General features: G+C 56.8%; 23 protein-coding genes. 8 read left to right on the top strand and 15 right to left on the bottom strand.

What is annotated here, in order from left to right:
- Positions 1-104 precede the first annotated feature (104 nt).
- Positions 105-791 carry a hypothetical protein gene (locus HF916_RS41410; RefSeq protein ID WP_168794462.1) on the top strand — a complete coding sequence of 229 codons (687 nt, stop codon included), beginning with the start codon at positions 105-107 and terminating at the stop codon, positions 789-791.
- Entirely contained in the window at positions 784-1,086 is a 303-nt protein-coding gene (locus HF916_RS41405) for a hypothetical protein (RefSeq protein WP_168794461.1), read from the top strand. Before HF916_RS41410 ends, HF916_RS41405 begins: the two co-directional genes overlap by 8 nt.
- 192 nt (positions 1,087-1,278) lie before the next feature.
- Here HF916_RS41405 and HF916_RS41400 read toward each other — a convergent pair whose 3' ends face one another.
- From HF916_RS41400 to HF916_RS41380, 5 genes are all read right to left on the bottom strand, one after another.
- Positions 1,279-2,364, bottom strand: coding sequence for an IS630 family transposase (locus HF916_RS41400; RefSeq protein WP_168787465.1), 1,086 nt, complete (start codon positions 2,362-2,364; stop codon positions 1,279-1,281).
- 89 nt (positions 2,365-2,453) lie between these two features.
- A complete protein-coding gene (locus tag HF916_RS41395; RefSeq protein WP_168794460.1) occupies positions 2,454-2,858 on the bottom strand; it encodes a Rap1a/Tai family immunity protein in 405 nt (134 codons plus the stop codon).
- A gap of 35 nt (positions 2,859-2,893) precedes the next feature.
- Entirely contained in the window at positions 2,894-3,235 is a 342-nt protein-coding gene (locus HF916_RS41390; protein ID WP_168794459.1) for an SHOCT domain-containing protein, read from the bottom strand.
- A 30-nt stretch (positions 3,236-3,265) separates the two neighbouring features.
- On the bottom strand, positions 3,266-3,523 hold the full coding sequence (locus HF916_RS41385) for a hypothetical protein (protein ID WP_168794458.1): 258 nt from the start codon (positions 3,521-3,523) through the stop codon (positions 3,266-3,268).
- Positions 3,524-4,012: 489 nt separating this feature from the next.
- A complete protein-coding gene (locus tag HF916_RS41380; protein ID WP_168794457.1) occupies positions 4,013-4,222 on the bottom strand; it encodes a hypothetical protein in 210 nt (69 codons plus the stop codon).
- 1,225 nt (positions 4,223-5,447) lie between these two features.
- Between HF916_RS41380 and HF916_RS41370 the strand changes: the two genes are divergently transcribed.
- On the top strand, positions 5,448-6,320 hold the full coding sequence (locus tag HF916_RS41370; protein WP_168794455.1) for a hypothetical protein: 873 nt from the start codon (positions 5,448-5,450) through the stop codon (positions 6,318-6,320).
- A gap of 6 nt (positions 6,321-6,326) precedes the next feature.
- Here the strand turns inward: HF916_RS41370 and HF916_RS51590 are convergent, their stop codons facing one another.
- Together HF916_RS51590 and HF916_RS41365 are read right to left on the bottom strand one after the other, a co-directional pair.
- Positions 6,327-6,458 carry a hypothetical protein gene (locus HF916_RS51590; protein ID WP_277352295.1) on the bottom strand — a complete coding sequence of 44 codons (132 nt, stop codon included), beginning with the start codon at positions 6,456-6,458 and terminating at the stop codon, positions 6,327-6,329.
- Positions 6,459-7,537: 1,079 nt separating this feature from the next.
- Complete coding sequence (locus HF916_RS41365; protein WP_168794454.1) at positions 7,538-8,509, bottom strand: TIR domain-containing protein; 972 nt, start codon at positions 8,507-8,509, stop codon at positions 7,538-7,540.
- 900 nt (positions 8,510-9,409) lie between these two features.
- On the opposite strand from HF916_RS41365, the gene HF916_RS41360 reads away from it, so the two are divergent.
- Positions 9,410-9,868, top strand: coding sequence for an antA/AntB antirepressor family protein (locus HF916_RS41360; RefSeq protein WP_168794453.1), 459 nt, complete (start codon positions 9,410-9,412; stop codon positions 9,866-9,868).
- Positions 9,869-10,407: 539 nt separating this feature from the next.
- Here the strand turns inward: HF916_RS41360 and HF916_RS41355 are convergent.
- From HF916_RS41355 to HF916_RS41320, 8 genes are all read right to left on the bottom strand, one after another.
- A complete protein-coding gene (locus tag HF916_RS41355) occupies positions 10,408-10,941 on the bottom strand; it encodes a hypothetical protein (protein ID WP_168794452.1) in 534 nt (177 codons plus the stop codon).
- Between the two features lie 275 nt (positions 10,942-11,216).
- On the bottom strand, positions 11,217-12,173 hold the full coding sequence (locus HF916_RS41350; RefSeq protein WP_168794451.1) for a zinc ribbon domain-containing protein: 957 nt from the start codon (positions 12,171-12,173) through the stop codon (positions 11,217-11,219).
- A 136-nt stretch (positions 12,174-12,309) separates the two neighbouring features.
- Entirely contained in the window at positions 12,310-13,200 is an 891-nt protein-coding gene (locus HF916_RS41345) for a hypothetical protein (RefSeq protein ID WP_168794450.1), read from the bottom strand.
- A gap of 288 nt (positions 13,201-13,488) precedes the next feature.
- Positions 13,489-13,752 (bottom strand): hypothetical protein, encoded by a 264-nt coding sequence (locus tag HF916_RS41340; protein WP_168794449.1) that lies wholly within the window; start codon positions 13,750-13,752, stop codon positions 13,489-13,491.
- A gap of 299 nt (positions 13,753-14,051) precedes the next feature.
- A complete protein-coding gene (locus HF916_RS41335) occupies positions 14,052-15,272 on the bottom strand; it encodes a hypothetical protein (protein ID WP_168794448.1) in 1,221 nt (406 codons plus the stop codon).
- Between the two features lie 167 nt (positions 15,273-15,439).
- Positions 15,440-15,649: a hypothetical protein gene (locus tag HF916_RS41330; RefSeq protein ID WP_168794447.1), complete on the bottom strand. Its 210-nt coding sequence runs from the start codon at positions 15,647-15,649 to the stop codon at positions 15,440-15,442.
- On the bottom strand, positions 15,649-16,404 hold the full coding sequence (locus tag HF916_RS41325) for a hypothetical protein (RefSeq protein WP_168794446.1): 756 nt from the start codon (positions 16,402-16,404) through the stop codon (positions 15,649-15,651). Before HF916_RS41325 ends, HF916_RS41330 begins: the two co-directional genes overlap by 1 nt.
- Positions 16,405-16,474: 70 nt before the next feature.
- A complete protein-coding gene (locus HF916_RS41320; protein ID WP_168794445.1) occupies positions 16,475-17,074 on the bottom strand; it encodes a KilA-N domain-containing protein in 600 nt (199 codons plus the stop codon).
- A gap of 180 nt (positions 17,075-17,254) precedes the next feature.
- Between HF916_RS41320 and HF916_RS41315 the strand changes: the two genes are divergently transcribed.
- From HF916_RS41315 to HF916_RS41300, 4 genes are all read left to right on the top strand, one after another.
- A complete protein-coding gene (locus tag HF916_RS41315) occupies positions 17,255-17,476 on the top strand; it encodes a helix-turn-helix transcriptional regulator (RefSeq protein ID WP_168794444.1) in 222 nt (73 codons plus the stop codon).
- On the top strand, positions 17,469-17,825 hold the full coding sequence (locus tag HF916_RS41310; protein WP_168794443.1) for a hypothetical protein: 357 nt from the start codon (positions 17,469-17,471) through the stop codon (positions 17,823-17,825). Before HF916_RS41315 ends, HF916_RS41310 begins: the two co-directional genes overlap by 8 nt.
- A gap of 26 nt (positions 17,826-17,851) precedes the next feature.
- Positions 17,852-18,379, top strand: a complete 528-nt coding sequence (locus tag HF916_RS41305) for a hypothetical protein (protein WP_168794442.1) — start codon at positions 17,852-17,854, stop codon at positions 18,377-18,379.
- Between the two features lie 138 nt (positions 18,380-18,517).
- On the top strand, positions 18,518-20,164 hold the full coding sequence (locus tag HF916_RS41300; RefSeq protein WP_168794441.1) for a hypothetical protein: 1,647 nt from the start codon (positions 18,518-18,520) through the stop codon (positions 20,162-20,164).
- Positions 20,165-20,290 lie beyond the last annotated feature (126 nt).

Genomic DNA, 20,290 nt, shown 5'->3' with positions numbered 1-20,290 from the left:
GGTCATATTGAGGGCATGACAGATGCCGCGAGGTAACCATGGCGAAGGAATCGAGAGTCTCTGAAGAGGCGTGGCGGGCTGCGAGGTTCAGGTGGGAGCGTGGCGTGGCCAGTGTTCAGCAAGTCGCTGATTCTATTGAAGTGTCGAAGGCGCTGGTGATGAAGCGCAAGGCTTCCGAGGGCTGGCAGTTGGGCATCGGCGTGGCTGGGGTGACCACTAAAGGCCCTTCAGGTGAGCGCTCTTATTTTACAGAAAGTGCCGTAGGAAGCGGGACACGGGCGGGGATAGTGACCGGTCACCAAGCAGAAAAACAGCCAGCCGCGCCGGCCGCTCACGCCGCTCAATCCGAAGGCCGATCTGCACGCCCTCAGTTCCCCAACGGAGCCGACGAAATAGAGTGGATCGAGCAGCAGGTGTCGATTCGTGAGAAAGCAATTCTGGACCGCCACACGACCGAATTACGAGCGTTGACGAACAGCATCTATGACGCGGCCCGCAAGACTGGCAAGGTGGAAATGGGCGCTGCGAGCCGAGCGGCGAACCAGCTTAGCCAAGCGCTCGAACGCAAGCAGAAGCTAGAGCGCGAGCACTGCGCGATGCAGACCCGTATCGAACTGGGTGCGCATTACGGTGCGGGCCCTCGTCCTGCCGTGATCGTGGTCCATTGCATGCCCGGGGTCGCCATCGGCGAGGCGAACGACGATGAAGCGGTAATGCGTCGCGCGCACGCTGCCGCGCGGTTTGTAGAGACCCGCAAGTGCGCTAAAGAAGTGGAGGTACGCAATGACTGAAGCAGAAAGGGCGAGCAGTGCGACGACGGCACGGCTGCGCAAAATGCTGACTGAGAGGGGGGTCACATTGGACGTGACCCCCTTCCATGGAGAAAGTGTGCGCCTCTTCATCGCGTCGCTTGTCGTGCCAGTGACGGTCCCGATTCACCACGGCCCATCGATGGCCGATGTTCACGCCGCGGCTGACCGCATGATCAGTGCCGATCATGAATACGCTGACCGCCGCGCCGCGCTCGATGCGATGTTGACCGAGATGTCACGAGGTCTGCTCACGGATGTTCTCACCAATGAATAGCCTGCTGACTTTTATTGGACCTGCGGCGACTAAGAAGATCTTGGGAGGTTCGAGAAGGTGTACGAAAAGGGGAGCCCATAATCTGACACGTCCAAAACGCGCATACCCCTATATTTCGGGCAGGATAACGCTATCCGTACGAAATTGAGCGATTGAGTACATGGGTCGTGGGCCGGCATCTAGTGATGTGCGTCAAACGGATTGCATCTTATTCAGCTTGGCCCTGGCACGCGTGACTTTCGCCAGGATGTCGGATGCCTTTGCCGTCCAGATGAACGGTTTCGGATCACGGTTGTGCTTCTCCACGTACTGTTCGATCGCGCGGACCAATTCAGGTACCGAGCGGAAGGCCGCACGTCGCAACTGGTTCTCTGACAAGTCACGGAAGAAGCGTTCGACCATGTTGAGCCAAGAGGCACTGGTGGGGGTGAAATGCATGTGGAAGCGCGGGTGCTTGGCCAGCCACGCCTTTATCTCGGGGTGCTTATGGGTGGCGTAATTGTCGGCGATCAAATGCAACTCCTTGTTCTTGGGTGTGTGGCGATCGATCTTGCGCAAGAAACTCAGCCACTCCTGATGACGATGTTTCGTCTGGCACTGGCCAATGACACTTCCATCGAGTGTATTCATCGCGGCAAACAGCGTCGTCACACCATGGCGCTTGTAATCATGCGTCATCGTTTGAGCGCGACCTCGCTTCAGCGGCAAGCCCGGCTGGGTCCGGTCAAGCGCCTGGATCTGGGACTTCTCGTCGCAACTGAAGACCAAGGCGTGCTCCGGGGGATCGAGATACAGCCCGACGATGGCCTCGAGTTTCTCGGCAAAGCGCTTGTCGTTCGACACCTTGAAGCTCTCTACCCGATGCGGCTTGAGGCCGTACGCCTGCCAGATGCGCCGCACGCTCGCTTCACTGATACCGGCCACCGCTGCCATGCTGCGCGTACTCCAATGCGTCGCGTTATCCGGCCGCTGCTGCGTCGTCAGCGCTACGATGGACTTGACCTTGCGCGCGGAGATCTTCGGCTTGCGCCCGGGCCGCGTCTCATCGTGCTCGATCCCAGTCACACCATCAGCGATAAAGCGACCGCGCCAGCGTGCCACCGTGCCTCGCCAGATACCAAGGTCCGCACCGATCTCTTTGTCCGTCTTGCCTTGCGCCGCGAGCAATATCATCTTGGCACGCTCGGCCAGTCGAACCGGAATCGTTCGCCCAGTCGCCCACGTCTCCAACTGTTTACGTTGTGCTTCGCTCAGTTCAACTTTCGCCGCGATTCTCATGGGTTCTCCTCTATGTAAAGGAGACTTGCGAATCGCCGTTAAGTTGCATTATTTATGACGCATATCACTAGCTCGCGAAGAATTTCCCTTCACTTACCCTTCGAACACGGATAGGCGGTCAAGAATGCTTGGTCAATCAAAAGGCCAGCAGGCATATCCCATTGTTCGGGGTGATCGTTCAGATACTTCTCTACAACTGAAATGTCTTGCAGCGGCGTAGTCGTTTCCGGCATGCAATATGGATACTTGCCCGCCTTGTCGAGAATGGACGTTACGCGCGTGCCTTCGATCACACCAGCGATATAACCGGCACACTGCCCGGAAGACAGCGCTATGTTCGTATCCCAAGCGGACGGGTCAGATACCGCTCGAAGCGCCACGTCGCATTTCGCCTTCAGATCATTGCCGACCCATCCGCGCGAGGCATAGCTATTGACGGAAAGCGATACAAAGACCATAGCCAACGCGAACGCCGCTGCTTGTCGTTTTTCCACATTTCCCCCGACGTTCCCGCAATTCACAAAAGTCTTTACAGACCCTTTAGTACTTCGGCGCGCTTCGCATCGTATTCGCCCTTGCTAATCAGACCGCGCTTGTAAAGGTCGTCAAGATTCGCGAGCCGTTGCGATGGGTTCGATACCGGAGACGCGGCCACACTTCCTCTCGCTGGGCAGGCGGCAACACACAGGCGCAAAGCGTCGGTGCATTGGTGTTGCGCCTGAATTGGAAAGAGCGTGAACTTACCAAGGCATTCGGAATAGTTCGCCGAGCATGAGTGGGCGCAATCCGGATCAGCTTTGCTTGTATGAATATCCGAAACGCTCGCGCATCCGGTCAGCAGCATCGCCGCGAGAAGCAATGTCTTTTTCATTTTGTCATTTCACCCGATTTGACGACGATTCTAGAAATCGCTGGTCGTCAGCAGCAAGCGCGCATTGCTTGGCTGACGGTGTTTGCGCGCGGCGACCTCGCAAATTCGATAGGCGACCTTGTGAAAGCCTTTGGTAAGTTCTGTGCCGTGAAGCTTGTCGCGAGTTTCAAGCAAATCCTCAATCGCTTCAGTGTTGACGGCAAAATGCTGTACTACGCCGTTCACTTCCAAGTCGAAGTCAACGCCAATATCATCGCCCGCTTCGCGCACTGTGATTAACTTGTACATGTCAGTTCCCCCGTTCGGTCGTCGCGGCACTCTAGCACGACAGCATGCTCATTTAGGGCCGCGACGGATGCTCAACCTCAAGTCGGAGTCTAGATTGCTGCGCGAAGCCGGTCAGGCCGCGAATTTGCACGGCGCTAGGTCTCCAACGATCAGCCGGGGTGGCAGGCCTATTGTCGGAACGTTCAACCGCACCTTCGATGACCGCGACCAGTGCGGCTAATGGCGCCTGCCAACCGTCTTTCATAGAGGCCCCTCTTTTTTATTGGTGCGGCGATTATCGGTGGCCAGCGAGCGGCCCGCAAGGTTACGCAATTGATCTCGCGGACATGCTGTGACTGAACTGACACTGGGCTAGCGCCAAAATTGGCGTCCCGGTCCGTTGGCAGGCAGGAAATCAGGGGGAGGGGAGATGGTCCAAATTTGGACCATCTATCGCCTTGAGTGAGATTCCACAAATCTGTGGGATTCCCTTGGCGCCTTCCGGCCGCTTCAGGCCGCGGCGGTCTCGGCCTGTGCATCGGCAATCAGGCGCTCGGCTTCGGTGACGACTTTCGCCCATTCCTCGCGCACCATACGGATGCCGGTCAGGACGATGCGGTTATTCCAGCCGAAGACGGCCGCCTCGCCGTTGTCGTTCGGTGCGGCGGCGTAACTGGTGCTTACGCCGTCCCGGCCGCTGAGAGGAGGGGGGGCAGACAAAAGCTGACCCTCTGACAGTAGGAGCGCAGGGGCGTGGACGGTTCATATCCCCCGCCCGAGTTAGCGAGCTCCCGCCCATCCAGTTCCTGTGATTCCAGTAACTCAATTCTTGGAATTCAAGGAATTCAATTACAGGAATTCCTATAATTCAATCAAAACAGGCACTTGGAAAGGGCGAGATGATTCGTCCCACCCGTCGCATTTGTGATGTCTGAGAACAAGCATCGCCGCCATCTTACGACGATGCAGTTGGCTGTAATCGTGGCACTTGCTCAGGATTGGACTGAGGCTGCTCACCACGGCGGTATGGGCGCAAATCGCTACACAAAGAATTTACAGAGTGTTCGTGAAGAACACTCTGTAAAGACAACCGCCGACCGCGCCGCTCAATCTGGCGCAAGTCCGTCAACGCAGCGCCGTGCCGACACGCTGGCGAAGGCGTCCCGGAATTTTCAATGAAGGTCGCGCACGGCAAGATGACGGTGGCTCGGGTCCCTGCATAAAGGGGGGCAAAATTCCATCTCGATTGAAGGCATGCGTAAAGCAGGCGGTCGCAATCTTCCTACGGGCCGGCATGACGGTCTGACCGGGCGGACTCAATTCGGCCATGAAGCGACACCCACGCAACGCGCGTCGCCGCCATTCCAATGACGGGTTTCGCTCACCTCAGAGACGTTAAAAAATCTCGTGGCGGCGGTGTCGAAGGCGTTCGAAGCCGTTCAGATATCGGAAAAATCGATGGTCTTCCAGCCTCTCGAGCACCTAAGGCGACTACCGCAGCCACAATCCGGTACCGATTGAACTGAAAAGCCAAATGGAGTTGCGATACGAAAAGATCCGTCGCTCCGAGTTGCCGAATGGCTACGCCGGCCGGTAGGACGAAAGAACAAAGCGCCCACCCTGTGCCGAACGCTGAAAACTGGGTTTCGCCGTCCGCAACGGTCGGTCGAGAAGCATCACGTCAAGGTTGTCTATTGATGCGTCATTCATTGAAGCGCCCCGGCTCATTCAGAGGATTATGCCGGCTTTTAACGGTCTAGAGGATCATCGCGCGCAAAGGGGGAGCTAGAGAAAGGTGCGACGAAGCGCTTTTGGGCACCGGAACCAGATACAGCTGTGCATCAGAAGCGTGGGCTCGGATACAGAGCGAGGCACCGGCGCCTGGCACTTTCCTCTCGCGGGTTATATAACGTGTTTGATCAGTGAGGAAGGGGAGGCGGCGACCATGATCCCAACGCTTGTCACTATCGAACTTCGCGCTGAAGGTAGCGAGGATTCGGATGACTTAGCCCGCATTCGCCGGGTCGCCATCGACGACGGTGGTGCCGATGTGACTGATCGTCTCGAAAAGTCACGGGCAGATGGCGAATTGCCTCATGTCGTTCTGATCGAATTCACCAAAACAGTGGGGCCTCTGATACGTCCCCATGTCGCAGCAGAGCTGGGAGATTGGCTGGAGCGGGGTGAGGGCCGAACGCTACGGTTCAAGACCGGGGATAGCGAAGCCGAGGCGACTTCTGCGGCACAATCCAACCGGCTTATCGTGATCGCCAACCAGTTGCATATTGAGAGCAAGGACGGCGGCGACTTGGACGCCGCGCGAGGCACCGGCGTCTGGGGGGTGGCACCGGCCGGGTCTTCGCTGAAGCGAAAGCAACGGGTGGCCTCTGCGAATAACCTTATCCGTGTCACGATCGAGATTGCCTCTAAAGAATGGAAGGATTCTGAAGACTTTGAGCGCGCGTACCAGGTCGCAACCTCAAACGGTGGTGAGAGAGTTCATTGTCTCCACAGTCCAGTGTTCGAACAGGTATGGCCCCTCCAGGTGCTGATTGAATTCACCAAGACAGCGGGCCCCATCATTGGTCCCGTTGTCGGGGCAGCACTTGCAGCTTGGCTACAGGGCCGTGCAGGCCGGAAGCTGCGATTGAAGGCCGGAAATATCGAAGTGGAGGCGGGTTCAGAGGAGGAACTGCGACGGCTCCTGGACATTGCCAATCAGTTGCATGCTGAGAGCAAGCAAAACGACGGTCCGGACAGCGATTCGGCATCGCCAGAAAAAAACGCCACGGAAACGAATCCGTGGCGCGACGGGTGATGCGAACTATGCGGCGATCAGGTCCAACTGGGAGCCTTTTCGACGCTTGATGGCACGATGCGCTTTGACGCGCTCCGCGACATCCGGGTCAGACTTCAGATACGCGACGAGGTCGTCGTGGCGGACGAAATGATGCACTGCCCAGCCTTTGCGATTACCTTGGTTATAGCGCGTTTTTTTGCAAGCAATGCGACAGCAAACGGCTGTGCTTCAAACCATGTCGCATCAGCTGACGCCACGCAACGTCTGGAGCCCACCGGTTGTACAGCACATCCAGCGACATCTGACGACCGCGTACTTCACTCCGCTAGATCACGTGCGCCGCCACAGCTTCGTAGGCGCCCGGCAACTCACCTTGATTTTCGTTGAAGCGCTTGGGAGTATCGTGTCCACTAAACCAAAAGATGACTTGTCGACGAGTGCCGGCGCGGAATGACCGTTCCACTTCGCTAACAGCCATCGGTCATGTGCAGCAACGAACGGCTGGGATGGGTCGAGTACAGCCGATCGCCGACAGGCTGGGACCGGCCATGAAGCGTCATTCCGCTAGGCTACCAGATGGACATTCGTCTATCCGCTTCGCCTTTGTGCGCGTCCATTCGGTCGCCGACGATGAGCGTTGCGCCGTCGTTCATAGCGGATGATCTATCATCCACGCGTGCTGTTTCTGTGATGTATGTACAGTCACTAAAATCGACAATGTTGCAGGCACGCGCAAAGGCGCACACTTACAAGCGTCGGTAATTAGGATAATAAATCACACTGAATTAGTCGAGCTCGCTATCAAAAGCACAATCAACTTCGGGCACCGGAGGTCAGTCTGAAGTCGGTCGTCACCGGAGCCACTGAATTCATTGGACGCCATGTTGTGGCAGCTTTTGTGCAGCGCGGATTTGACGTGCTTGCTTGCGATACTTCGACGAACCATTGCACCATAGAGAAGGGGCGCGGAGCATCTGTGCGAGCGTCTTGGACATGGAAATGCTCAAATTGCGGTCGCCGGCTCAACTCTTGTATTCCATCTCGCCGGCATTTTGGGCACGAGCGGACTGGTCGATCGTCCGTTCGAAGCGATTGACGTGAACGTCAAAGGCGCCGCGGCGCCTCTCGAAGTAGCTAAAAAATGCGGGATGCATAGAACGTTTCCACCTGCCAAACCCAACAGTGGAACAATATTATTAAGTCACTGCTCAGGCAATCGAAAAGCTCGGAGGTATTTACCGAGATTGCTTTTTTTTCCTCTTCTGCTCACCTGAATCACCACAAAAATTGTTGACATATTTGCGAATCTGCTGCTCGGCCCATTCCATAGCTTGGGACAGCTGAATGCTGGTATTGTAATCACGATCGCTTGTCAGCGCAGTGATTGATTCCGTTAAATCGAACCATTGAGGATTCCGCCACCCATGTCCTACTTCGAGAATGCTTGAGATATCCAGTAAGAACACTTCTATCCGGTGAACCGCATTATATTCATCATTGAAGTATTGTATAAAACGAGACTTTCCATCGACTATTCGACCGCGCACTCCCGCCTCCTTCTTGGCAATTCTACCAGCGGCTCCGGCTGCATCGCTGTCAATGGACTTCATGTCGCCCTTAGGGAAAATAATTCTGTTACGGTCAGATGAAACAAGGAGGTATTGAATCCGCTTCGCTTTGCTGCGGAAGCATATTGCTCCTACATAGCTAAGGCCATAGTCCTTCGTTCGCCCGGGCAGCTTTGATTTTTTCGCTATATGGCGTTGGATAGCCAAACAAGCGGGCCCGACCGCCGCAACAATATTTCCATCCACCCGTTCTGACTCGTATGTTGCGTGAGTAATGCCTTGAAGATCCGATGGGAGTTTGAATTCCCTAATATTTCCAGCAGTAATGAAGATAACTCGATCTGTCCCTAGTCCGCCCATAAATAGGCCTAGTTCGAATATAACGTTGTCCCGGGTGGATGAATAATGCTTTCCGCGAACCTCAACCTCATCGTCTGGCGCTGCGACAAAGATCGCAAAGTCAAATTTTTCGATAAACTCATACAGATTATTTAGTGTTGATTTACCTAACTCGAAGGTGCCTTGGTCCCAAACTGTGCATTCGACGCCGCTGCCAAGGCCCGTTTGAATTGCGTGCGCGACGTCAGACCCTTCGCTAGACGAGCCAATAAATATTCTTGGTTTGAGTGGTTCAGCCACGCTATATAACTCCACTGGAAAACGACTGCAAACGCAGCCCCGCACTATTGTGCGAAGCCATCCGCGCACTAGTTTTTCCGCTTACTTTTTATGACGTCCGAGAAGCGGCATATGATAGGGATCAAACCCGGCTCATCGATAAGCAGGATGGCATCTTCCGCACAAAGCCATCTCCTTGATCGCTCTGTCTTTTCCGGCCAATCATTAAACTCCATCTTGACTCGCAAGCTATATACATCAACCCGAATTGTTGTGTAAATATTTGCAATGCGCTTCTCGTATAAGTAGCGACCGCACGGTGACTTCGCGACCTTTCCGGTAATACCAGCCTCTTGCCTCGCCTCAGTCGCCGCCATCTGCCAATCTCTGCTTTGCTTACTTGGCCAGCCCTTTGGAACGATGAAGCGGCGGGTTGACCTGGCAGTAATGAGTAGAAATTCGAAGGTACCCTTTTCGGAGAATCTGTAGGGCAGTGCTGCAACCTGTCGAAGGGGCTTCCCACTCTCGAGTCTTTTACGTTGAGTCAGGCCAGGCTGTGGCATTGGGTGGGTTCCTGATTGGTCACCTACGGTTATGGCCTACTAAAAGTTGGGCGTCAGTTAAGGCCGCCTTGCACCGCTGCGCCGCCGTGCAAGAATCGTTAGCGCGCGACAACTTTGATCGTAAATCTGGCGAGGGTACGATGCAAGGCCCGTTGACCAGATGCAAACTGGCTCCCTTCTATCGAAAGGAGATTGTCATGAGCGCATCAATTGACACCGTTCCGTTCCAAGTACCGTGATACCTTGGGTGTTCCGCCATCAGCGAATGTCGGTTAGCAGCAAGGTAGCGGGCGTTGAGAAGTTTGTAGTCGAATGACGTTTTAGGGTCGGTCAGAGACATCGAGCCGCCTAACTTTGCATGTTCATGCGCTTCGGCGGCTCGCCCGACTGGGCTTATAGGAAGGGTGCGACGACAGAAATGCCCACCGATAACGCGCCGTCGCGCAATGCGCCGCGCAGTCTGGAACCGATGGAGGCGACAGGAATGATCGTCGTCAATGTCGAGCGCGGGACGGTCGGCGGCGTCGTGTGCGAGGTCGTAGATGGGCGCGAACTGCACGCGAAAATCGGCACAAAAGCAAATTTCCGCAAATGGATTCAGGATCGCATCCGGCAACTAAAATTCGTTGAAAATCTACACTTTGAGCGTTTCGAACAAATTTGTTCGAAGCCCGGACGCCCCCTGTTGAGTACCGCTTGGCGCTCGAAACAGCGAAGAAGATCGCAATGGCTGAACACACTGACGAAGGCAACGCGGTGCGCGACTACTTCCTTGATCGCGAGCGCATTTCGTACGAAGCGCCGCGCCACCGGGTAATCACACTCGTCAATGGACCGCAGAGGCCGTAGCCGCTCGCCGCTCCGGCGTCCTATCATGAGTCGCTTCGCGACGGGGCGGACGGCCCCGTGTGTCACATACCTGCTTGTCTGTTCTGCAGAAACACACACATGCCCTCGCCGGGCGACGCGAAGCGGCTCACGTAGGCGCTATTGACTGACCTGACCGGCGCGGTGTGATGCAACTGCAAAACCTCGCTTCGATGAAGACAAAAGAACCTTGCCCGTAAAAAATAGCGGTGGGTTTGACTGTGCCGAGAAGACTGTCGCGCCTACGTGCGGTGACCATCCGTCTACTCAAGGGGGCTCGCGCTTCCGCATGTTCCCCCAACTTGGGCACTGTTTCATCGCGGTAGGCGCTATGCCAAACACGGCCACTACGCCGTGCCTCTGTTCCGCCAGGGCCGGGCCAGCCCCCCATCGGGTTTCTTGTATGCCGCGCTCCCTATTTGCGGCGCTAGACCTGCCGACTGCCAATAGAAAAAGCCCCGAATGCTTTGGTGGGCTCCATACCGGTGACTAGTCGGCTGACACTGGGTGCGATGAAGAGACGGCAGAAGGTCGCAACCGGTGTCGCATGGAGGCCGCCAAAAAACTCGGGGCTTCGTGATGCATGGGTGATTCTAACCGCCTCTTCGTCGCTTCCCCAGTCACGGTTCCGGTTTCGCGCCGGGAGATGAGTGCCGTGCAGGCGAGCCATTCGGTTACGTTGGCGTCGAACTTCGGGCCCGTGACGTGGATCATGGAACGGCGGTGTTCGAGCACGCGCTCAGACAGGACCGGCGCCTTGATGATGTCGCCTTCGGACGTGATGTGTTCCAGCGAGTAGGCGAGCGGGCCGTCCACGTCGAGGCGCAAGAGCGGATCGTTTTTGAAGCGCTTCGTCTCGGTCGTGTTGCCTTCGTCGTCGGTGCGCGTGATGGTCGAGTAGTCGAGGATGTTGCCGTGCTTCGCCACGAAATCGTCATAGGCCGCGTTCAGCGCCTTCAACGATGCTTGCCAGTCGCCATTCGTAAGCTGGTCGAGTTGCGCCTGCTTGAGCGCGTCGCGCAAACCGCTCCACGACTTCAGGGGCTCTTTCTCCTTCGGCTTGAGCGCGATCTCTTTGCCGTCCGCACCGCGGCGCGATTCGAGCGGGACGCCCCGAGCCGTTATCCGTTGCCGGTGAAACGATCTTGAGTGGACATGGCGGCCTCGCGGTCAATTTATTGGTGCTGAACAGGTTCGCACTGTATCGCACGATTGATTCGCTTTCCATTTGCCGTACACGCCACGACTGACAAAGAGTAGGGAGCGCTACGCCCCCTTACGCTGGGCGACCAGCAAGCTCAATCGTCCTTCCTTGCTTGATGGTAGTCCAAGCCGCACAGGCCATTGAACCCTTGTTCTTCTGGTCCGAGGGGTTGATGGCAGACCACGCAGTTGTGGTATTTGATCGATGCGCCGCACGCCGCACAGGTTCCATCTTCAACAATGAACGTTTCCCGTCCGCACTCCCAACACGTTGCGACCGGCGAGTAACCACCATCCTTGAGAGACGTATAGATGTCGTATGCGAAATGCTCGGCAAGCGCTTCCTCCACCATATCCGACAATTCCGACACCTTTCCGCAAGCCGTACAGACAAATTCCATGTGCTGAACAGGGTCGACATCGGGGTCAACCGGCTTCACTAGATCGGATTCACATTTTGGGCAAGACAACTCCTTTGCCATACCCTCCATTGCTTCACTACCCCATTCGATAGCTTCAATAGCGTGCTTGCACTCTTCAAGTTCTTTGTTATAAACGTCTGCAACCGCGAGCAGTTCATCCCAAGTGTCCGCGCCCAATAGCTCAACCGGCTCGCATTTAAGCTCGTACGTGACGAAATCGCGGATGATCAAAAACGAACTGGCAACGAGCGCTTTTACGGCACCTGCTGACTCGTCAGCATGGTAATGCTCGATCTTGTTCCGAATTGCTATGATCTTATCGACCTTCGCAAAGTCTGTAGTAATGCCGAACCATTCGAAGCGCTCTTTAATCTGCCAAACGTCGACCGTTTTAGCTCCCTTCCCGTTAACCACCACTTGCCCTGCCTCAAGCCGCAACTGCGTTTTCTCTTTAATCAGCACTTCATCGGAGCCGGGCGGCGAAAGCTGACGCAGCTTTTCCTTGAAAAGCAGAAGCACGCCCGCCGTAATGTTTCTGATAGCAGAAAGCACCCTGCGCGGATCGTCCGATTTATAGTCCTCAATCCCGATCTGTATGGATTGCACAGCGTTTGTCAGTATCGTGTTCATGGCAATAGTCGCTCCTCCCCCGGCCTGTCCTACTATACATGCCTGTTGTCACGGATGCGCCGCATAATGTAATGTGCGCTTCATTCATTGAAATAGGTACCGGCAATGAAAAAGCCCGCGCGCGGTGGGCTCTGCGTCAGTTTCGTTGCATGGCTCTAGCTAGGAGAGCGGCCTCGTACAGCAAACGAAGTCTTTCCAGTTCCTCCGGCGTAACTTCGTCTTCCGGTGTTGGGGGCGGGTTGTGTCGAGTTGCTACTTCGTGGAAACCTTGGCCAAAGGCAACTATTAAAGCGACCGGTGGACTTAGAAAGCGATGGCAGCGTATGAGTACGCGTATGGAAATTGGTAGGTCACGTAGGTCACGTAGGTCACGTAGGACACGCAGGCAATCGTTTACGTAACGTAGGTAACGTAGATTGAAACAGAATCTAAGCCATAGAAAAAGGAATGCGTAAAGGAGGAGTGCTGCGCTCAGCGTAATATAGGTAGTGAGGTCTGTCACGGGGGTTCTATATATTTTTATTCTCGGAATGAATTCTGGAATTATTGGCCATCCCCGTATACTACAAAATAATGTGAATGAAAATAAAATGCCCGAGGCAACGCAACAAGCCTTGGCGAGACCCCAAAACAGCACGTCAATGCTACGTGATATAAATATCGGAGCATGCGCACAACCAAATGACGCACAAAGCAGGAAGCTCACAAGTTGAGGTACGATCACCAACGCCACAGCCACCGACAGAAAGATAAAGTCCGATCCGACATCAAAAAAAAATGGTAGGAGCCAATCCCTAATAAAGTGTCCGAGATCGCCTTTCGCCGCGCCGTCTTCACCTATTTGCTTTCTCGCTATCGCTGCCAAGATAACAACCGGCGTTGCACAGACGGACAAGGAAAAAAAATAGCAGACGACTCGAATCGCGCCTGGATTCGCCACTGTCAGCGCACGTCCAATGAAACTGTGCAGCGCCACTACTAAGATCACAAGCATTAAGTACGGCTCCAAACTTTCAGTATTGAACATGGCTAACCTCGTTAAGCTGTTCTCAGAAGTAAACAATCTCCCAATGTGACGTTCCAATAGCCTTTGCGCCGGCTGCTTAGCGTTGGCTCACTCAATATAGGCGATGCATTCAACGCTCGCGATGATTTGCAAAAGCCCGCACGCGGCGGCCTCTTTCTTTCCGTCAGTCGTTAGTGTGGCGACTTTCCTACTCGTCTTGCTGGCGCTCCAGAATCTCCTCGGTCGTCAGCGGGCGATTCTCTCCCATTGCTTCGTCCAGGCTCGCTGTCAGCCATTCGTCGTAGCGCATCATGGGCGTGGCCTCTTGTGCGACGCCTTGTTGCGCTTGCGGTTGCGAGCCTTCAGAGCATTGCGCTTGCCCTGCGCCACGCTGATAGCGTTGCCGCTCGTGCGCGGGATGCGCTCGTGAACCGGTACGCCGTTCTCGTCGAGGCGATCCGGCAGACCAACAACCGATGCGCCAGCGTCGCGCACCGTGCGGCCGATGTGTGAGCCAACGGATGCCATTGCGCCGATTGCGCCAGCGAGTGCGATACGGGATCGTCCAAGCATTTGATTCTCCAGGTTGATTGGTGCGGTGCTAAATGGCATCGCACCTTATTACGTTTTGCTACTAAAGTTATCCACAGGCCCAATGCCTGCGGACGTTTGCGGCTAGGTGCCTCGGTGCTTCTCTGCCCACTCCGCGACGATGAGCGGGCGAACCGTGACAGGCCGGGAGTCGCGCGGACTGTTGATCGTTATTCCGCGCGAGAGGTCGAGCGTTTCGACGCGCGACACTGCCTTCACGGTGATTCCTGCGCGGTTGTGGATGACTCGCTCGCGAGGCTTCCTGTGTGCGTTGATGTCGTTCATGCGCCAGCGAAAAGCACGGCCATGTAAGCGGCAGCCGTTTGCTTGATAGTCGGAACTTGGTGCGCGGATGCTGCTTGGTTTCGTGCGCGCTCGGCGCGTCGTGCCGCCTTCTGTGCTTTGCGTTGCTGCTTGCCGGTCAAGCGGCGCGATGCTGGCTCGCGCTTCACGGGTTCTGGCTCTGGTGCCGGTGCCGTGGTGACTTCGGCCTCTCCGTCTTCGTAGTCTGCGTCACATGCGCCGAGAGCCACTGCGGCCTGCCAGTCTGTAAGTGAGTGCTGTCGGGCATAGTCACAAACGTACGTCGTCGTGCCGTCGGTGTCTGTGACGTAGCAGCCAGCCCATTCGGATTTGGCGGTCTCGTGATTCGTGAGGGCGGCGGCAACCGAACCAGCGGGCTCGCTGACGGACTCGGTTGCATCAATCGGTGCTACGGTGTCGGCGACCGGCGCGGACGGCTCTGCCGCTTCATCGTCATCAAGTTCGAAGTCGCGGCCGGTCTCGACCCGGAGATGCGTCGTGCGTTGCTTGCGCGGCTTCGATGCTTTCGATGCGACGATCGTCGAGACTGAAAGCGGGGCAACGTCTGGCATAGCCTCCCCGCGCTCGCCGTCGATCCAGATTTCAACCAGATCGAAATTCCTGCGCTCGGCGTGCCTCATGGCTTCCGACGGCCCGGTTGTCATGCCGATATCGACCGTCTTCAGCTTGCCGTCTTTGCGGATAACGACGCTGGTCGGCCTCAGGCAACTTGCCCATTTACGCGGCTGTCCGTTTTTGGAATTCAGACCGCGCTTGCATTCGGATTCGCGATTCCAGCACGACACACAGATCGTGCCGGCGCGCACCAATCGCATCCCCATTTGGAGGCGCTTATTGCTGCTGCTATCTTTCATGCAACGTACGCACGCCAACGAGTTCTTTGCCATTGCGCGTTCGTGGCGATTTAGGCTCTCGTCGTTCAGAACGTCGATGGCGGTGCGCGACGTCACGGCCGCGTGCATCATGCCGACTATGCAACCACGGCACGACACGCCCTTGTGAGCCAGAAAGTTTGTCTTGCACGTGGCCGCAGTGATGTCGGCCAGCAGCGGACGGCAATGGAACGACGGCGGAAGATCGGGATAGGCTTCGTTCTGGCGCAGGAGAACATCTTCGACGCGCATCGGGGCGGCCAGTTGAATCGTGCGCCCGATCGGCTCGTGTACCGCGTATGACATGCGTTGCCCCGTGTGTGTCTAGGGCTCTATTTCGTGATCACGACTCTCGGGTGAGAAGGGGGCAAGAATCCTTTGTCGAATAAGGCTTTTTTGCCGGTGCAAAAGAGCCGCGCGGACGTTAAAAAGCCCGGAATAACCGGGCTCGAAACTGTAGTGAATCCGCACGGCTACTGTCCTGCGGCCGCTCTCTGCAATCGCATGAGACTGCCCGCGTCGAACAGCGCCAGACGGTGGCCGTGGGTGTTCAGACTCGCTTCGACCGCTGCAACATCCCGAACATCGGCACGCCCGGATGCGATCGCCTTCTGAGTTACCGCGCGCGCCTGCTCGCGATTGGGCATCGCAACCCGGCAAATAAGCACTGATTTTCGTGCCATCAATTGCCCTCGTGGAGTTCGCGCAGCGTCGCCATCGTGGTGTCGTCAATGCGGCGGTCCATACTGAGCGCGACATCGATGTGTTGGCACTGCGACGCCGTGAGCTTGCCCGTGTCGAGGCCCTTGAGTGCGGCGGCCTGACACTGGCTTTTCGTCATCAAAGTCGACTTCGGCGCGGGTTTCGGATCGCCGCCGACGGTCGTGCTTGCGATGCGCTTCGAAACAGCCTGGCGACGCAGTGCGCTGCCGCCCGTCAGATTGGCGCTGTCGCTGCCATAGCCCGCTTCCAGCGATTTCGCCAGCTTCGTGTCGCCCATGGAGCGCGCCACCTTGCCCATAGCCTTCCCGAGCGCCTTCGAAGCGCCTGCAGTGCGCGCCTTGCTGGGCAGCGGTACGGATTTCAGATCGGCGTACGCCTGCTCGATGCTGTAATCGCCCGGCGTGTGCGGGACAGCCTTCGTCAGTTCGCCATGCTCTGCGACATGCTCACGTACCTGCCTCCGCAGTTTGTCGAAAGCGCCCGCATTCATTCCGGTGCTCGATGCCGTGCCGTTCGGTTTCAGCGCCGTCTTGCGCTTCACATATTCGCGCTCGGCTGCTTCGTCCGGATTGTGGCGGTAATCGATGCCAAGGCTCACGTCTTTCGTGGACCGGCTGATAGTGCGCTGCGGATTGTTGGGCACAGCCGACTGTGATCTGTGATTGCCGCCCGCAATGAGGCTGCTGCGGAGTGCGGACGCATGCCTGTCAGACATAGTAAATCTCCTGTATGTGATGACTCGATCGTGCGGTCACGAAGGCGCTGCGGGGAGCCCGATTGCGCCATCACTTGCGCTTGCTGCTGCGCTTGGCCTTGACGGTCGCGAGAAGTGGCGTAGGGGCAAAGCCTGGGAATTGCAGTTGCATCCCTACGGTGGACTCATCAAGCGCTTCTGTGGCCGCTGGAATCGTGTACTTGCACGCGTTCAGTTCGGTCCCGGCTTTGCTTCCGCGCGCAACCACTTCATTGAACAGGCGCTCGGCGCGGAAATACTTTTCGCTCGCCGAGAGCTGTTCGCCCGGCTTCTGCGAAGACATCAAATCAAGCGCGACCATCGCATCGAGGTACACGTCGCCGTTCAACTGTGCAGCGTACGCGAGAAGCACATAGCGGTGCCCGTAGCTGCCGCGCATGCTGTTCGGGCCCGTCGTTACTGACTTAACGACGGGTGTCGGTGAATTCACCGACACCTTTGTTGCGATTGACGAGATGAGGCGTTTTGTTTCCTTTTTCCGCAGGAATGCGTGCGGGTCGTCATGCTTGGTAGCGAACCCGCGCTCGACAGCGATCTTGTGCAGGTCATTCAGGCGGTACAGGTTGGCGTCATTCGTGGCAATGGGCGAGCCAAGCACAACGAGTTCTGTTTTCGGTTTATCGGGTTCCATCGGTTCGCTCCTATGCGCGAGTTGGGATGAAACCAGTCTCAAATCACGACCAATCCATAGGCGTACGGCGGGCGCTATGTCGGAAATTGCTAGGCAAATCGATGACAGCCGTGGACCACCGTGGACACGTCAAAAGTCGTGACGACAACATGCAGTTATTCCAGAGGCATCCAAGGGAGCATGAATGTGTCCACTGAAATAGTAGAGCGCCTTATCCGGCTCGAAGAGGTCATGAGTCGCACGGGTCTGACGCGCGCTCTGATGTATCAAATGATGAAGGCCGGGGATTTTCCGAAGTCCGTAAAAATCACTGGCCGGGCGGTTGCCTGGCAATCGAGTCTGGTCGATAAATGGATTCAAGGTCGCATCGAAGCGGCCAAAAAGGAGAAAGGTGGTGAATAAGCCCGCAACGAAACGCAGCCAGGAGGCCGCCGTGTCGAAAGAAGAACTCTCGAAAAAGATCGCTGCCGCACGACTCGATTTGAACACGCTGCTCCTTACCGGCGAGAGCACGACGACTGCACGTGCCGCACTCCGTGCGCTGGAAGACGAACAGTGCCGCTTCGATGCCGCTGCGGCCGACCAGCATGCCGCACAGCAGGCGCTTGCGCAGATCGAGTCCGACCGTATCGCCGAGGCCGCCGCAACCATCAAAGAGGCTCGTGATAGCCGCATCGCTGCGATCGCTACACGCTTCGCAATCCCGGCTCGCCCTGTCTTCGACTCGCGCGACGATTCCACGCTTAATTGATGCCAGAGTCCAAAGGAGCTTTAACCATGTCCCACGCTATCTACGCACTCGCTGAAGCCCGCGCCGCTCTCGTTGCTGCGGTTGAGAATGCCGAATCCGCAAACTTCGCGCATTCGAAACTGCCCGTGCGCAAGTCCGAAGCAGAGGCAGCATCCGCCGCGGCGCTTACGGATTTCCGCGCCAACAGGATCACGGAAGAGGTCGCCGGCATCCGCAAGGCATCGGCCGACGCTGACGCGAAAGACCTTCGCGCACTGATCGACCAAGGCGCTGCTCACCTTGCGCGTCTCCATCAAGACGTGAATTCCGCGCAGGCACGCGCGATCCACGCAGAGAGCGAGGCGAAGCGCGAGGAGCATCAACTGCTGGCTATTGAACTCGACAAGCAAATCCAAGCGCTCGAAGCCGCGTTCCTCGCTGCCGTCGCCGAGCGCTACCGCGTTTTCCGCGCGCTCAACGCAAACCGTGGCGGACAGAGCACGTTCACATTTTTCAAGCCGTCTCAAGCTCTCGACCAACTGATTAAGCAGAACGTGCCGCCGTCGGCCAAATAACCAGCCCGGGCCGCCACGTGCGGCTCGTCAACTGCATCCAAGGATTCGACTATGAAGGCTACCGTACAAAAGGCCGCGCCATTCGTCGTCGCGCGGGGCGATCAGATAAGCATGTCGCTGCAGGGGAGCAATTAAACCATGTATGTAAACGTCAGGAAGCCCAATATTCAGGTGCTGCTTCACAAGGTGGTGACGCGCACGAGCGCGACGGGGAACGTGTCGGCGACGACGGGCAGCGGTGCGCCGACCGCCGTCTCGTCTTCGTCCACGTCGTCTTCGGGGCTCGCTGGGGCGCCGAGCCAGACCGATTCGCCATCAAACATTTATGACCTCACGTCATGGCTCGGCGAGGGCTCTGTTGTGCGCGTGCAAAAGTCCGTGCGCGACTCGTCAGGTGCGTTCTCGATTGACTTCGTCGATCAGATCATGGGTGGGCTTAATGACACGCTCTACACGCTGATCGAGCCGATGGATATGTTCGAGATTCGCTTCGCTGGCGACGCCTACAAGTATGCAGGAACGGGCGGCCAGCAGCTTCCGATCATGATGCGCGGATTTGTGGCGGACATTGAGCGCAGTCAGGGCATGGGCGCCGACGGCAAGCCGCGCCGCACGATTCATGTGACCGGCCACGACTACCACAAGATTTTGCAGATCATCCAGATTTTCAACATGCCGTGTACGCCAGATGTGGCGAACCTGGTTTCGAGCTTCCCGCTTTTCTCGAAGTACGGCGAAGACCTCAATGTGCAGACCACGACGCAATTCGTGCTGCAGGTGTTCAACGAGATCGTCAACAAGTACATTTCTGGCATGCAGCAGGCGGGCGCGACGTCTGGCGCGGCATTGGCCGAAGTTGCGACGGATATCCAAGTCCCGGATGCCCTCATGTCGGTGCAGCTCGGCACGTTCAACAGTGGGACCGTTCAGCAGCTTCTCGAAGAATATCTCGACATCGGCCCATTCAACGAGTTCTTCGTTGAGGACCGCGACGCGGGCGCTTGGGGGCCTGCTGGTCCGTACGCGGTATATCGCCCTACGCCGTTCCTTGGGGCGGTCTCACGGTCTCCTTTGCAGCCGATTCAGACGTCGGTGACGACGGGTGTGAGCACGGATAGCCAGCTTTCCCCGACGGCGAACTGCGTATCAATCACGACGGACCCGATCATTTCGATTTCAGCGCGCCGCTCGGATGCGAACGTTGCAAATTACTTTTGGGTGGATGCGCCGCGGTTCAATATGAACTATGGCGACCTGACGAAAATGTATGCGACCTATGCCTTGCAGCAGGGCGCGGTTCCGTACTACATCACGAACTATCAGAACGTCAATCCGGCGCTCTATGGCCTGCGCAAAATGGAAGTGGCGACGCAGCAGGGCAGTCTTGCAGAGAAGAACAGCGGCAACGGGACGCCCGCTGGAGACGGACGTTTTGCAAATCAAGCCTCATTCCTGAGTTGGATTGACGACCGCCGCAATCTGCTGATCGCGCTCAACCGGGACAACGTCATTTTCGAGAATGGCGAGATGCACCTTGAGGGGAATGAGCGCATCAAGGCCGGGACCTACGTCAAGGTCCGCTACGGCGCCACGCCGAACAACCCGGCCGGGAATATCCAGTCGCTCTATTACGCCCATTCTGTGACTCACGTCTTTGAGCCGTTCGGCAACTACATGACGTCTATTGAATATGATCGCGGGACTAATTTTGCCGACTGCACTACGCAGGCGCAGGGCAGCGTCCCGACCTATTACTCTGAACAGATCTCCTGGAGCAATTCGTAATGAGGGGGCCGCAAGGGCTCGCGCTGGGTATCGTGCTCGCTGTCTAGTCGGAATGGAGTGTATCGACGTGCTCTTGAGCAGGATTAACGACCAACCTGCGAATGTGCGCGCCGCCTTCACGGGCGG

Origin of the sequence: Paraburkholderia aromaticivorans (assembly GCF_012689525.1) — a bacterium.
GTDB lineage: Bacteria > Pseudomonadota > Gammaproteobacteria > Burkholderiales > Burkholderiaceae > Paraburkholderia > Paraburkholderia aromaticivorans_A.
The sequence above is the reverse complement of the archived record's forward strand: the minus strand, read 5'-3'. Positions and strand labels throughout refer to the sequence as shown.